Annotated in this window: 11 protein-coding genes; 9 read left to right on the forward strand and 2 right to left on the reverse strand. The window is 49.8% G+C overall.

Going from position 1 to position 15,120, the window contains the following annotated elements:
• Entirely contained in the window at positions 1-1,662 is a 1,662-nt protein-coding gene (locus ACO0LF_RS02560; RefSeq protein WP_423011601.1) for a methyl-accepting chemotaxis protein, read from the reverse strand.
• 334 nt (positions 1,663-1,996) lie between these two features.
• Between ACO0LF_RS02560 and ACO0LF_RS02565 the strand changes: the two genes are divergently transcribed.
• Positions 1,997-2,386: a VOC family protein gene (locus tag ACO0LF_RS02565; protein ID WP_423011603.1), complete on the forward strand. Its 390-nt coding sequence runs from the start codon at positions 1,997-1,999 to the stop codon at positions 2,384-2,386.
• Here the strand turns inward: ACO0LF_RS02565 and ACO0LF_RS02570 are convergent.
• The gene (locus ACO0LF_RS02570; protein WP_423011605.1) at positions 2,383-2,817 is read right to left on the reverse strand and encodes a hypothetical protein; all 435 of its coding nucleotides are present in this window, start codon (positions 2,815-2,817) and stop codon (positions 2,383-2,385) included. The genes ACO0LF_RS02565 and ACO0LF_RS02570 overlap by 4 nt on opposite strands.
• 579 nt (positions 2,818-3,396) lie before the next feature.
• Here ACO0LF_RS02570 and scpB point away from each other — a divergent pair.
• The 8 genes from scpB to typA all read left to right on the forward strand — a co-directional run bounded on the left by scpB (position 3,397) and on the right by typA (position 15,092).
• A complete protein-coding gene (gene scpB / locus ACO0LF_RS02575) occupies positions 3,397-4,482 on the forward strand; it encodes an SMC-Scp complex subunit ScpB (RefSeq protein ID WP_423011607.1) in 1,086 nt (361 codons plus the stop codon).
• Positions 4,472-6,436 carry a pseudouridine synthase gene (locus ACO0LF_RS02580; protein ID WP_423012437.1) on the forward strand — a complete coding sequence of 655 codons (1,965 nt, stop codon included), beginning with the start codon at positions 4,472-4,474 and terminating at the stop codon, positions 6,434-6,436. Before scpB ends, ACO0LF_RS02580 begins: the two co-directional genes overlap by 11 nt.
• 296 nt (positions 6,437-6,732) lie before the next feature.
• Entirely contained in the window at positions 6,733-7,218 is a 486-nt protein-coding gene (gene rimP / locus ACO0LF_RS02585) for a ribosome maturation factor RimP (RefSeq protein WP_422953239.1), read from the forward strand.
• Positions 7,215-8,774 (forward strand): transcription termination factor NusA, encoded by a 1,560-nt coding sequence (gene nusA / locus ACO0LF_RS02590; protein ID WP_423011609.1) that lies wholly within the window; start codon positions 7,215-7,217, stop codon positions 8,772-8,774. The genes rimP and nusA overlap by 4 nt, the downstream gene beginning before the upstream one ends.
• Before the next feature lie 47 nt (positions 8,775-8,821).
• Positions 8,822-11,710 (forward strand): translation initiation factor IF-2, encoded by a 2,889-nt coding sequence (infB, locus tag ACO0LF_RS02595; RefSeq protein WP_423011611.1) that lies wholly within the window; start codon positions 8,822-8,824, stop codon positions 11,708-11,710.
• Between the two features lie 57 nt (positions 11,711-11,767).
• The gene (rbfA, locus tag ACO0LF_RS02600) at positions 11,768-12,157 is read left to right on the forward strand and encodes a 30S ribosome-binding factor RbfA (RefSeq protein WP_423001760.1); all 390 of its coding nucleotides are present in this window, start codon (positions 11,768-11,770) and stop codon (positions 12,155-12,157) included.
• Between the two features lie 46 nt (positions 12,158-12,203).
• Positions 12,204-13,136 (forward strand): tRNA pseudouridine(55) synthase TruB, encoded by a 933-nt coding sequence (gene truB / locus ACO0LF_RS02605; RefSeq protein ID WP_423011613.1) that lies wholly within the window; start codon positions 12,204-12,206, stop codon positions 13,134-13,136.
• Positions 13,137-13,259: 123 nt separating this feature from the next.
• The gene (gene typA / locus ACO0LF_RS02610) at positions 13,260-15,092 is read left to right on the forward strand and encodes a translational GTPase TypA (RefSeq protein ID WP_423011615.1); all 1,833 of its coding nucleotides are present in this window, start codon (positions 13,260-13,262) and stop codon (positions 15,090-15,092) included.
• Positions 15,093-15,120: the final 28 nt, after the last annotated feature.

The following is a 15,120-nucleotide window of genomic DNA, read 5'->3' on the forward strand; positions in this document are numbered from 1 at the left end:
TTAATTGTCTCTGGCAGCAGCAGCTGGTAATGACAATGGGCGTGGGTTGAGTACTGTCTTAACGGTCCTGGTATGTGTCGCGATGTTGATGAGCTTGCCGGTAGCCTGTAAGGCGGATGCGCCAGTTTTAAAGATGCTGACGACGGCGGCTTGTTTTTTTGCCTGATCTTGCATGGATTCTGCTGCCGCGGCAACTTGTTCCACCAGTGCGGAATTTTGTTGCGTGGCATTATCCATTTCAACAATTGCCTGATTGATTTGCTCTATGCCTGCCGTTTGCTCCAGGCTGGCGGAGCTGATTTGCGACATGATATCGGTCACGCGTTTAACGCTGTCGACGACTTCATCCATGGTCAATCCAGCTTCATCCACAAGTTTACTACCCAAGTCGACCTTGGTTGCTGATGTGTCGATCAATAGCTTGATTTCCTTTGCTGCAGTGGCCGAGCGTTGAGCCAGATTGCGTACTTCTGTGGCGACGACGGCAAATCCGCGCCCTTGTTCTCCTGCGCGCGCGGCTTCTACTGCAGCATTTAATGCCAGGATATTGGTTTGAAAAGCAATGCCATCAATGACGCTGATAATGTCGACGATTTTTTTGGATGATTCAGCAATGGATGACATAGTGTCAACCACGCGGGAAACGGCATTGCCGCCTTTGAGGGCTATGTCTGAAGCGTTTTGCGCCAACTGGTTTGCGGCGCGAGCATTGTCTGAATTTTGTTTGACCGTGCTGGTCAGTTCTTCCATCGAAGATGCGGTTTCTTCCAGTGCGCCAGCCTGTTGCTCGGTGCGGGCTGACAAGTCCTGGTTGCCGGAGGCGATCTGTACTGAGGCGGTGGCAATGGTATCTGTACCATTGCGCACCTGGGCAACGATATCGATCAAATTATTATTCATATGGGACAAGGCACGAAAGAGTGAGCCCATTTCATCTTTGCCCGTGATGTCTATGGTGCTGGTCAAGTCGCCACTGGCCACAGTTTTTGCAATTTTTACTGCCGTGTTAATCGGAGTGATGATGCGCCTGGTGATAGCCCAGGCAATAAAGGCGCTGACCAGCGTCGCAAATATGCCTACGATTATCATTAATTGATTTGCAGATTCAGCCGTTGTTTTTGTTTCTTTGGCGGATTCTGCCATCAACTCTTCCTGGAATTTGATGAGTGCCTCCATCGCATCCTGATAGGCAAGTTGCCGCGGCCTGACTTCCTTGAAAAGCAGGTCGTGGGCTGCTTCCTTATTGCCTGATGCCACTAGTTGTACCATTTTATCTCTGGATGGTATGTACAGTGCGCGCTGCTCCAGCATCAATTTTAAAAGCTCTTTGGCTTTCGGGTTGTGAATGGAGGTGGATAGCTTATCAATTTCCAAGCTGATTTCTGCCGATGATTTTTGTATGCTATCCATCTCTTTTTTAATATCTGCAAAATCGCTCATCAACAAAATATTTCGCAAATTACGGGCTTGTAAATTCACATTGTTGATGGCTTGATTCAGAAGATAAATCTTTTTGTAGCGGTCGTTTACTGTGAGGTCAATCTCACTATTGAGTAAGGTGAGGCGAGATATGCCTATGGCGACGACGACTAAAAGCAGGCAGATGATCACAGAAAAACCTAAATACAGACGTTGACCAATTTTGAGATTGACGATATTCATTTTAGATATCCTCTGAAGAACTGCGTGCTTAGTCCGAATTTGCAGTGACGCCACTGTGAATTGATGCAGGGCGGGCCTGGATGCTGCGTCTATACTTTGCGTGTCTTGCGGTGGGGAATTTCGAAAATTATCTTTTTGCAATGTAAATTGTATTTTACACATCGGCGGTGCGTAAAGTCCATGCAAAATGATCAACTGTATGTTTTATGCAAAAAAGATAATTTCCGTGAAAACTTATCCTTGGTTTAAGCTTTACTATTGGTAGTCTGGATCTGATGGTAGCGGTTTGGAAATCTGAATGTCGAATTGAACTGCTCATGCGAGGGGAGGTGTTATGCCTATAGAGCTGGATCACACGATAGTTCCTTCTCGTCACAAATTGGCTTCGGCCAGGTTGTTGGCAGATTTGCTGGGTGTTCCATGGGCGCCAACTGCTCCTGGGCCGTTTGCGCCGGTATTTGTCAATGAGGGCTTGACTCTGGATTTCATGGATACAGATGAAGACTTTCCCATTTATCATTTCTGTTTTCGTGTCAGTCAACAGTGCTTTGATGAAATACTGGGTCGTATCAGGGGCGCTGGCATTGCCTATCGCAGCTCTGTGCGTGGCCCTGTGGATATGCAGGTCAATCTCGACTATGGCGGAAAGATGATTTACTGGAATGAGCCTGATGGACACCAGTGGGAGATGCTGACAGTAAGTTATGCGCGACAGGCGATTTAAGGTTTTTGTATAAAAGAGAAGCGGTAATCTTCAAAAAAACGGAAGGCGGTGTCGCTGACTTCGGAAAGATTGACTTGTATGTCGTCAATTAGTGTTGCGGCTTCTCCTTGTCCATGCGCCCAGGCGTCTACGCAATCTACGCTTGCACCTTGCTGTATCAATGCGCGGATACGGGCTGCAATTTGACGACTTGCTTCGATCGCATTATTTTCTTCATGAAACCATGCTTCAGGTTCCCCAAAACCGAGTTCTATGCTGCCACCTGACAAATGCCTGAAGTGGCAACTGCACCCGGCATCAGAGGCCAGAAACCATTTATTCTTGAACTGCAAATATTTTTTTTCGGGGATATCTGGATTTCTGATGAACTGAACAAGATCACTATTGGCGAGTGATAAGTCATCATCTGATGAGGTACTTAGTATGGTCATGAAACACATGGCGTGCTTGGTTGTCTCGATGTTTAAGGCGCATTGTTTCACAGAATCGCGCCTTAATGTTGCGTAAATTGCAATTTATGCTTCCCTGGTATGTATTTTTAAGTGAGCTTGCTCAGATTTTCGCGTGCAGACTTTCTGAATGCGTGTTAATCTCACGATATTGCAGTCATATGCAAAAAGTGTTGTTGGAGAGCTTGTGGTTGGCTTTTCGGATTGAGTGCAGAAGAGTGAGTGAAAGCAAATATTGCTCTCTACTTGTTCAGTGCAGACAGAATTGATGGAAAAAGCCACGTCTTAGCGTGGCTTTTTTATTGTTTGTTGACGATATTTTTGATTGTCTGCGAATTTCTGGACTACAATCCAGTGTCTACTAATTTTAGGGATTGTGCGCTGCTAAGTTCTTTGCGCGCTCCATGCAGTCCCAGCCGCCCGCATAAAGGGCGTTGCTGCCAGGTTGGTGGCAACAAATTTAATACAAAACTGGTGTGAGTAATGGTAACTGATGGCGTAAGGTATCAGTTGCTGTGCTGCATGACATCAACTAAATAAACCCGTGTACTTAAGATTTGCATGAATACTGCTGAGGCAAAACGAGTCCTCGAAACAGCCTTGTTATGCGCGCCCGAGCCGCTGACCGTCAATACGATGAAAAAGCTGTTTCAGGAGGCGGATGATCAAGGTGATGTAGTTGGCGCTGACACCATCAAGTTGATGCTGGAAGGCTTGCGTACTGACTGGTCTGACAAGGGTATAGAGCTGGTAGCTTTATCGACGGGCTGGCGTTTTCAAAGCAAGCCAGAAATGCGCGCCTATATAGACAGGTTGAATCCTGAGAAGCCACCAAAATATTCCAGGGCTACCCTGGAAACACTGGCAATTATTGCCTATCGCCAGCCAGTGACGCGTGGGGATATAGAAGAAATTCGTGGTGTGACCGTGGCATCGCAGATGATCAAGACCTTGGAAGATCGTGGCTGGATAGAGAGTATAGGCCACAGGGATGTGCCAGGAAGGCCGTCGCTATTTGCCACGACCAAACAGTTTTTGGATGATTTGGGCTTGTCATCGCTGGATCAGTTGCCTCCTTTGCAGCAAGTGAAGAGGGATGCCGAGGAAGAGGTCGTGCCAGAGTTGGCGGCCCTGGATGGCGGCATGTTTGCTGCAGTAGAGGCGGATGCTCTGGCAGTGGAGCCTGTAGCTGATGTGGAATCTGCTTCTGAATCTACTCCTGAGCAAGCAAGGGATGTAAGTTTATCTGAGCTTGACGCATCTGCTGTAGAGCTGGTAATTCATGATGCGCAACAGCAAGTGGATATCCCGCAAGATACCGAAATTGAGTCTGAGCAAGAGTCGGTAGAGCGAGCTGATGTCGAGTCCCAACTTGATGTATCTAGCAGTGCTGTAACCGAGGATGGGCTGGAGACGCAGGTGCTTGATGAGGTGATTGAGGCCGCAAGTGAAGTAAAAACTGAAGAAGTGCCAGAGCAGGTAGTAGAAGAAATTACAGAAGAAATAAGTGAGGTTGGGGGAGATTCTCAACATATCACGCAATTGAGTGATCAGGCGGCTGATAGCGCAGCGCCGGATAGTGTACCGGGCGCTGCAGCGAGTCAGTTGCCTCCAATAGAACTGAAGAATGAATCCAATGAATCCTGAAGATGTGAATGCTGACCAAGCAGATGGTGGTGCGGGCGCAAATGATAATGGCCCTGCTGGTGGTGATGACGCAAAGCCGGCAAAGCGCGCTGTGCGTAGCCCGCGTAGTAGCGTAAGCCGATCCAAGTCCAAGCCAGAGAATGCAGAGCAATCAGCAGGGGCTACAGAGGTAACTGTAGCAGTGACAGCATCAGCGACTGATGCTGCAGATGCACCAGTAAAAAAAGCACGTGCCCCGCGCGCGCCGCGCACTCCTAAGGAGCCTGGTACAGCGCCACGCGCCAGCCGCAGCAAGGCCAAGGCTGTAGACGTTGCTATGGATCAAGTGGTTGTCGCGCAAGAGGTGCCTGTAGCAGTTGAGCCAGTTGTGCAGATGGAAAAAATTGAGCGTGGCGAACGTAGCGAACGCCCACCCCGCACAGAGCGTGCACCCAGGGCTGATCGCGCAGAGCGTGGCGAAAAAACAGAGCGCGGTGAAAAAACTGAACGTCCAGTCCGCGCTGACCGTGCTGAGCGTACCGATAGGGCAGAGCGTCCGGATCGTGGTGAACGCGGCGAACGTATTGAGCGTGGTGACCGCAATGATCGTGGCCCGCGTCAAAATGCAGGTCAGGCAAGTGCTAATAAATCCAAGCGCCCACAGCAGCAAACTCGTGGTGGCCGCCCTGGCACTGGCAACAATGCCGATGACGTGTTTTCCTTCGTTACTTCCGATGCATTTGACTCGGGTGTCGCTGATGATGCTAAAGGCAAAGGCCGTGGCAAACCAGTGCGCCGTGATCTGACTGCGGATGACGATGCGCCTAAATTGCATAAAGTATTGGCCGAAGCTGGTCTGGGTTCGCGCCGTGACATGGAAGAGCTGATTGTTGCTGGTCGTGTTTCCGTGAATGGTGAGCCAGCCCATATAGGTCAAAGAATTCTGCCGACTGACCAGGTGCGTATCAATGGCAAGCCCATCATGCGCAAAGTCAGTAAAAAACCGCCGCGCGTATTGATTTATCATAAACCTGCTGGCGAAATCGTCAGCACCAATGATCCTGAAGGTCGCGCATCCGTATTTGAAAGCTTGCCAACCATGAAAGTTGGTAAATGGCTGGCAGTAGGGCGTCTGGATTATAACACTGAGGGTTTGTTGCTGTTCACCACCTCTGGTGATCTCGCAAACCGTCTGATGCATCCACGTTATGGTATTGAGCGTGAATACGCCGTGCGTACCCTGGGTGAGCTGGAAGAGGGTATGCGTCAGCGTTTGCTGGCAGGTGTTGAGCTGGAAGATGGCATGGCGCAATTCTCTAAAATCACTGATGGTGGTGGTGAAGGTGTCAATAAATGGTATCGCGTCATCATTGGTGAGGGTCGCAACCGTGAAGTGCGTCGTATGTTCGAGGCTGTTGGTCTGACGGTGTCGCGTCTGATACGTACCCGTTACGGCGCCATGACCCTGCCTGCCAATCTCAAGCGCGGTCGCTGGGAAGAGTTGGAAGAAGATGCAGTTCGTGCCTTGTTGAAATTGAGCGGCCTGGAAAAAGCTGGTGGTGACAAGCCTGCCACGCCAACCAAGGGCGGTAAACCATTTGGCAATAAAGCGCCTGGTTTTGGTACTGGTCCATTTAGCCAGAAGCAAGTCGGTTTTCCTATGTCCAGTGGGCGTAGTGAGCGCGCTGAATATGGTGCGGGTCGTAGTGGTAATGCCAACGGCAATAATGCATATGGCAACAAAACAGGCGGTAATGCAGGTAATCCGCGTAATGGAGCGGGTAATGGGCAAGGTAGCGGTGCTGGCAACAATGCCAACAACGCTAACGGCAAAAAACGTAGCCGCCAGCCAGATCCGCTGCAAACTGCGCTGGGTTTCCCGGATGCGGGGCAGCGTCGTGGCCCTACATCCCGCGGTAGCGGTCAGGCCATAGGTCAGGGAATTGCAGCGCGCAGACGCTCACGTGGCGCATAATGTTTTTCGGTCGTTTTAAGCGTTTTGTGGTAGCTGGACGTGTTGAAATTACCTCGTTTTCCATTGCGACGAGGTAATTTATCGTTTATAATCTTGTAGTTAGCAGATTTAGCCTTTATTTGAATTTAAATCGGGGCGCTACAAAAAAGATGGGCAGTTGCCCATTTTTTTTTGGTTTTAGCGATTGATATCGTGTTGGGATAGCTGCGGTGCGGCGCTCAATAGTCCGAATCCTAAGGCTTGTGGCGGGTTTTGCCCGGTTTGCAAATTGTCAGTGTGTTTTTCGGAGAATAAGTTTGGCTTTGTTGGATTTGATAGAAAAGACCGTCAACGGTACCGGATATGATCTGGTGGACTTTGAGCAGGCCGAACGCGGCTTGTTCAGGGTTTATATTGATTATTTGCCGGAAGATCTGGAGCGCGGCAATATTACGGTGGAAGACTGCGAAAAAGTCAGTCACCAGTTATCGCATGTGCTGACGGTGGAAAACGTCAATTACAGTCGCCTGGAGACTTCTTCTCCTGGTCTTGACAGGCCACTCAAAAAAATCGCTGACTATGTGCGTTTTGCTGGCGAGAAAGCCAATGTGAAATTGCGTATGCCCATGCCGGGCACGCCAAATCGCAAAACTTTCGAAGGCGTCTTGCACGAGCCTGAAGGCGAAAATCTGAAGCTGGAATTTGAAGTAAAAGATGGGTCGGCCATGCTGGAGTTTACGCTCGCCGATGTGGATAAGGCACGTCTCGTGCCGCAAGTGGATTTTAGGAGTCGCAAAGCATGAGTCGTGATTTGTTGTTATTGGTGGATGTGCTGGCGCGTGAAAAGAACGTCGATGAAGAGGTTGTTTTCGGATCGCTGGAGCATGCTTTGGCGCAAGCGACAAAAAAACGTTTTCCCGGTGAAGTCGATATTCGCGTAGAAATCGATCGTGATACTGGTGAATTCAGGTCTTTCCGCCGCTGGCACGTGGTGCCGGACGAAGCAGGTCTGCAATTGCCAGATCAGGAAATTCTGCATTTTGAAGCAGTAGAAGACGACCCTGAAATTCAGGTCGATGATTACATCGAAGAAGAAATTGAATCGGTCGATTTCGGCCGCCGTTTTGCACAGGATACCAAGCAAGTTGTCTTGCAGCGTATCCGTGATGCGGAACGTGAACAAATCCTGGCTGATTTCCTGGAGCGTGGTGATTCCCTGGTAACAGGTACCATCAAGCGTATGGAGCGCGGCGAAGCCGTGGTTGAGTCAGGCAAGATTGAAGCGCGTTTGCCACGTGACCAGATGATTCCTAAAGAAAATCTGCGTGTTGGTGACCGTGTCCGTGCCTACATCCTGCGCATAGATCGCAATGCCCGTGGCCCGCAAGTTATCCTGTCGCGTACTGCGCCAGAATTCATCATGAAATTGTTCGAGCTGGAAGTGCCGGAAATCGAACAAGGTTCATTGGTCATCAAGTCTGCAGCGCGTGACCCTGGTGTACGTGCAAAAATTGCTGTGTTTACTGCCGACAAGCGTATTGATCCTATCGGCACTTGCGTTGGTATGCGCGGTTCGCGCGTACAGGCTGTAACTGGCGAGCTGGGTGGCGAACGTGTTGATATCGTCTTGTGGTCTGAAGATCCGGCGCAATTCGTGATCGGCGCACTGGCACCAGCTAATGTTTCATCCATCATGGTGGATGAAGAAAAACACGGCATGGACGTAGTAGTTGATGAAGAAAACCTGGCAATCGCTATCGGCCGCAGCGGACAAAACGTTCGCCTGGCTGCTGAGTTGACCGGCTGGCAAATCAATATCATGACTGCGGAAGAGTCTGCGAATAAAGCTGAGCAAGAAACTGCCGGCATCCGCAGCCTGTTCATGGAAAAACTCGACGTTGACCAGGAAGTCGCTGACATCCTGGTGGACGAAGGTTTCTCCAGTCTGGAAGAAATCGCTTACGTACCTATCAGCGAAATGCTGGAAATCGAAGCTTTCGACGAAGATACCGTCAATGAGTTGCGTAACCGCGCTCGTGATGCTTTGTTGACAGAGGCAATTGCTTCTGAAGAAGGCCTCGAAGGTATGGAAGATGAATTAGTCAATCTCGAAGGTATGACCCGCGTGACGGCAGGTAAGCTGGGTTTGGCTGGTATCAAGACCCTGGCGACTTTCGCTGGATTGGCTTATGACGAGTTTGGCGCGATTTTGGCATTGTCTGCCGACCGCGCACGTCAATTAATTAAAGATGCATTTGAAGATGTGACCGATGATGAGATGAAACTCATCGACGCTAAATATGATGATCAGGCCAAGGCGCTGTTAGCCAAAGCCTGGAAACTCGTAGAAGCTAAGTAATTCACGGGTTTCAATCTCATAACGCGCACATAGAAAAAGAGGACTGAATGGCGAGTAACAATGTAGCCCAATTTGCCACCGAGCTAACGATGTCAGCAGATTTGCTGCTCACGCAATTACGTGCAGCGGGCGTCAGTAAGAGCTCAACGTCAGATTCGCTGACGAAGGAAGACAAAGATAAGTTGTTGGAACATCTGCGTCGTTCCCACGGCGTCTCTGCGGACACCGAAAAGAAAAAAATTACCTTGACTCGTAAGGAAACGACCGAGATCAAGCAAGCCGATGCGACTGGGAAGTCTCGTACCATTCAGGTAGAAGTTCGTAAAAAACGCACTTTCGTCAAACGTGATGATGCTCCTGCAGATGAAACGCAGGCAGCAGCGCCAGTAGTAGATGCGGCTGAGCAGGCACGTCTCGATGAAGAAGCGCATCGCGAAGCCGAGTTGATCGCCCGTCAGGAAGCTGAATTGCTTGAGAAGCAAGAGCGTCTGGCCAAGCTGGAAGCTGAAAAAGAAGCTCAGGCGCAAGCCATGCGTGAAGCTGAATTGGCAGAAGCTGCCAAAGCAGAAGCTGAGCGCGTCAAGGCTGAGCAAGCCGCTGTTGCTGCCAAAGCGGCAAGTGCTGCCAACGCCAAATCTCCTGATGTAAAACCTGCAGAGGTCAAACCTGTGCAAGTTGCTGCTGACGAAGATAAAAAACGTATCGACGCAGAAGATGCGAAGAAAAAAGCTGCAACGGATGCAAAAGAAGCCGCTGACCGTGCTGCTGCTACTGAAAAAGCCAGAAAAGCTGTAGCTGATGAAGTTGCGCAAATCAAAGAAATGATGAACGCGGCACGTCGCCCGGCTAAAGCACCTGAGCCAGCTCCGGTGGTGGCACCTAAAGTTGCTGAAGGTACTTTGCACAAGCCTGCTGATAAAAAAGTAGCTGAGAAAAAGCCTGGCGCAGCTGTAGAGAAAAAAGACGAGAAAAAGCCAGCTGTTGGCGACAAGAAGGCGATCAAATCTGCCAATGTGTCCTCAACATGGCAAGAAGACGCAGCCAAGAAACGTGGCGGCGGTCTGAAAACCCGTGGTGATACTTCTGGTGGCCGTGATGGCTGGAAGGGCGGTCCTAAAGGTCGTCGCAATAGTCATCATGATGACCGTGAAAGCAATTTCCAGGCGCCGGTTGAAGCCATCGTTAAAGATGTGTTTGTACCTGAAACCCTGACCGTTGCTGAGTTGGCGCACAAAATGTCCGTCAAGGCATCCGAAGTCATCAAGCATTTGATGAAACTGGGTCAGATGTGCACGATCAATCAGGTACTTGATCAGGAAACAGCAATGATCCTGGTTGAAGAGATGGGTCATAAAGCCTTTGCTGCAAAACTGGATGATCCTGAAGCCATGCTGACGGATACCACGGAGCATGGTGAGTATGAATCCTTCCCACGTGCACCTGTAGTGACTGTCATGGGTCACGTTGATCATGGTAAAACATCCTTGCTGGATTACATCCGTCGCGCCAAAGTCGCGTCTGGTGAAGCCGGTGGCATTACGCAGCATATCGGTGCTTATCACGTAGAAACACCACGTGGCATGATCACCTTCCTTGATACACCAGGCCATGAAGCGTTTACTGCGATGCGTGCCCGTGGTGCCAAGGCGACGGATATTGTTATTCTGGTCGTAGCTGCAGATGATGGCGTCATGCCGCAAACGAAAGAAGCGATTGCCCATGCAAAAGCTGCTGGCGTGCCTCTGGTCGTTGCTATCAATAAAATTGATAAACCAGGTGCCAATGCAGACCGCGTGACACAAGAGTTGATCGCTGAAAGCGTTGTGCCTGAAGAATACGGTGGTGATTCACCATTCGTACAGGTATCTGCAAAAACTGGCCTGGGTATAGATTCCCTGCTGGAAAACGTCTTGTTGCAAGCCGAAGTGCTGGAACTGAAGGCACCGAAAGATGCGCCAGCCAAAGGTCTGGTTGTTGAAGCGCGTCTGGATAAAGGTCGCGGTACTGTTGCCACTATCCTGGTGCAGTCTGGTACCTTGAAACGTGGTGACGTGGTCCTGGCTGGCTCAGCCTATGGTCGTGTCCGTGCGATGCTGGATGAGAATGGCGTGAATATCTCCGAGGCTGGCCCGTCCATCCCGGTAGAGATTCAAGGTCTGACAGAAGTGCCGTCCGCTGGTGAAGAAGTCATGGTCATGGCTGACGAACGCAAAGCACGTGAAATCGCCCTGTTCCGTCAAGGTAAATTCCGTGACGTCAAACTGGCGAAGCAGCAGGCAGCCAAGCTGGAAAACATGTTCGAAAACATGGGGGAAGGCGAAGTCAAAAACTTGCCTATCATCGTCAAGACCGACGTACAAGGTTCGCAAGAAGCGCTGGTGCAATCTCTGGTCAAATTGTCGACCAGCGAAGTGCGTGTGCAAGTTGTGCATGCGGCAGTGGGTGGTATTTCCGAATCCGACGTCAATCTGGCGGTCGCTTCCAAAGCGGTCATCATCGGCTTTAACACCCGTGCTGATGCGTCTGCCCGTAAATTGGCAGAGTCTAACGGCGTTGATATCCGCTACTACAACATCATTTACGATGCAGTAGATGAAGTCAAAGCAGCTTTGTCCGGTATGTTGGCACCAGAGAAGCGCGAACAGATCATTGGTATGGTCGAGATTCGTCAAGTCTTCGTGGTCAGCAAAGTTGGCGCAATTGCCGGCTGTCTGGTTACCGACGGTGTGGTCAAGCGTACTTCTTCTGTCCGTTTGTTGCGCAACAATGTGGTGACCTGGACAGGCGAGCTAGATTCGCTCAAGCGTTACAAAGACGATGCCAAAGAAGTCAAAGCCGGTTTGGAATGCGGTCTTTCACTGAAAGGCTACAACGAGATTCAGGTTGGCGATCAGCTTGAAATATTTGAAGTACAAGAGATAGCACGTACTCTGTAACTCAAGATAACCCCGGACTAGTTCCGGGGTTGTGGTTTATGGAGATGTAAGAAAATTATGGCAAAACATAGCAAAAATATCCCCGGTCGTGGCCTGCGTGTAGCAGACCAGATTCAAAAAGACCTGGCAGAAATCATCTGGTCTGAATTAAAAGACCCGCGCGTAGGTATGATCACTTTGACTGAAGTACAGTTGACCCCTGATTATGCCCATGCAAAAGTGTATTTCACTACTTTGGTGGATGACCCGGTCGGCGTCAAAAACACCATAGAAGCTTTAGTTAAAGCGTCTGGCTTCCTGCGCAATCAACTGGGTTTGCGTCTGCATATCCATACTCTGCCGCAATTGCATTTCGTGCATGACACATCTACCATCCGTGGTATTGCCATGTCGAAACTGATAGATGAAGCCAATGCCACCCGCGCCAAAGACGACGGCGAAGAGTAAATCCTGAACGATACATTGCGCAGCCTGGCAACAGGCTGCTGACAACATGACGACTCCGCAGATAAAAAGAAAGCGCGTGCCTGTGCACGGTGTATTGCTATTGGACAAGCCAGTAGGTTTTTCCAGTAATGATGCCCTGATCAAGGCCAAGCGTTTTTTGAATGCCGCCAAAGCTGGACATACTGGCACGCTAGACCCATTTGCTACTGGCTTGCTGCCACTGTGCTTTGGAGAAGCCACCAAGTTTTCCCAGGATTTGCTGGAAGCTGATAAAACCTATATCACGGTGGTGCACCTTGGCGTTACCACGACAACCGGAGATACCGAAGGTGAAGTGCTGGAAGAAAAGCCGGTAGCGGTCAGTATTGAGCAAATTCAGCATGCTTTACAGCAATTTACTGGGCCCATACAGCAAGTACCTCCCATGTATTCGGCACTCAAGCGTGATGGCAAGCCTTTGTATGAATATGCGCGGGCAGGTATCACGCTGGAACGCGAAGCGCGTAGCGTCATTATTCATGAGCTGGAATTACTTGCTTATGAAGCACCTTTTTTAAGCCTGAAAGTCAAATGCAGTAAAGGTACTTATGTACGTGTGCTGGGTGGGGATATAGGTGCAATGCTGGGTTGTGGTGCTCATTTGAAAGAATTGCGACGCATAGGCGTCGGTCATCTGGTGCTGGAGAAATCCATTACCCTGGAGTATCTCGAAAGCTTGCCAGAGCCAGAACGTCTGGCATTGCTGGATCCAGTTGATGCCTTATTGTCCAGCTTTAACCCGGTTTACCTCACAGACGAGCTGTCACGCCGCTTCCTGCATGGCCAGCGTCTGCCATTAAATAAAGAAGAAGTCTTTTTACCCATTGAAACTGGCCGCGTTCGCGTCTATCGTGAATCGGACGGGCAGTTACTCGGTTCAGCTCAGTTACAGGAATACGGCATACTCGCGCCCGAGCGCCTGATTGCCACTGAACATTAATTGTGTCATCGCGCCGTAGCAACTCCTTGAAATAATAGGAGTTTTTCTACTTTTGCGCTGCAACATGTTATAATCGCTGGTTATCCGATTTACCTCATAGATTTACCCAATAAGAACGCTATCATGTCTACTTCAAAACGCGCTATTCGTAACATCGCCATTATCGCTCACGTCGATCACGGCAAAACCACTCTGGTTGACCAGTTATTGCGTCAGTCCGGTACTTTCCGCGACAACCAGCAGGTTGATGCCCGTGTTATGGATTCGAATGATATCGAAAAAGAGCGCGGTATCACTATTTTGTCCAAGAACTGTGCTGTTGAATACAAAGGCACACACATCAACATCGTTGATACCCCAGGCCATGCCGACTTTGGTGGTGAAGTAGAGCGTGTTTTGTCCATGGTGGACAGCGTTTTGTTGCTGGTAGATGCACAAGAAGGCCCAATGCCACAAACGCGTTTTGTAACGCGTAAAGCACTGGCGCTGGGTTTGAAACCTATCGTTGTCGTCAACAAGATCGACCGTGAAAATGCCGATCCTCAAAAAGCCGTCAATGCGACTTTTGAATTGTTCGACAAACTCGGCGCAACTGACGAGCAACTCGATTTCCCTATCGTGTATGCATCCGGTTTCAAAGGCTATGCAGGTCTGGAAGACTCCGTGCGTGATGGCAATATGGAGCCCTTGTTTGACGCTATTCTGGAACACGTTCCTGCGCGTGAAGATGACCCAGATGGTCCTCTGCAATTGCAAATCACTTCCCTGGAATACTCTTCCTACGTTGGTAAAATCGGCGTTGGCCGTATCCTGCGTGGTCGCGTCAAGGCATTGCAAGACGTCGTCTGGATGAATGGTCCTGAAGACAAGCCAACCAAGGCACGTATTAATCAAGTATTGACTTTCAAAGGCCTGGACCGCGTTCTGGTTGATGAAGCATTGGCCGGTGACATCGTCCTGATCAACGGTATCGAAGAAATCGGTATCGGCTCCACCATCTGCGCACCGGACACGCCTGAAGGCTTGCCGATGTTGAAGATTGATGAACCAACTTTGACCATGAACTTCATGGTTAACAGCTCTCCACTGGCTGGCCGCGAAGGTAAGTTCGTCACAACACGTCAAATCCGTGACCGTCTGGAACGTGAATTGAAATCCAACATGGCTTTGCGCGTTGTGCAGGCTGAGGGTGATGATTCCACGTATGAAGTTTCTGGCCGTGGTGAGTTGCATCTGACTATCCTGATCGAAAACATGCGTCGTGAAGGTTTTGAGCTGGCAGTATCCCGTCCACGTGTTGTTTTCAAAATGGTAGGCGACGTGCGTCACGAACCATATGAAAACCTGACTGTAGACGTAGAAGAAGTCAACCAGGGTGGTGTCATGGAAGAGCTGGGTCGTCGTCGTGGTGATCTGCAAAACATGGAACCGGACGGCAAAGGTCGTGTACGTCTGGAATACCGTATTCCTGCACGTGGCCTGATCGGCTTCCAGGGCGAATTCATGACATTGACACGCGGTACAGGCTTGATGAGCCACGTGTTTGATGAATACGCACCAGTTGATAATTCCAAAGGCGAACTCGGTGGCCGTCGCAATGGCGTGCTGATCTCGCAAGATGATGGCGCAGCAGTTGCCTACGCTATCTGGAAACTGCAAGACCGTGGCCGTATGTTCGTCAGCCACAATGACCCAGTGTATGAAGGCATGATCATCGGTATCCATTCCCGTGACAATGACCTGGTTGTGAACCCGATCAAGGGCAAGCAATTGACCAACGTTCGCTCTTCCGGTACAGATGAAGCGGTACGCCTGGTACCACCTATCCAGTTGAACCTGGAATACGCGGTTGAGTTTATTGATGATGATGAACTGGTTGAAGTTACTCCTAAGAGTATCCGTTTGCGCAAGCGTTTCTTGAAAGAACACGAGCGTAAAAAGGCATCACGCGAATAAGCTGATTGCTTCTGTCTAATGCGGCTGC

Source organism: Undibacterium sp. Di27W, assembly GCF_049340345.1.
GTDB lineage: Bacteria > Pseudomonadota > Gammaproteobacteria > Burkholderiales > Burkholderiaceae_D > Undibacterium.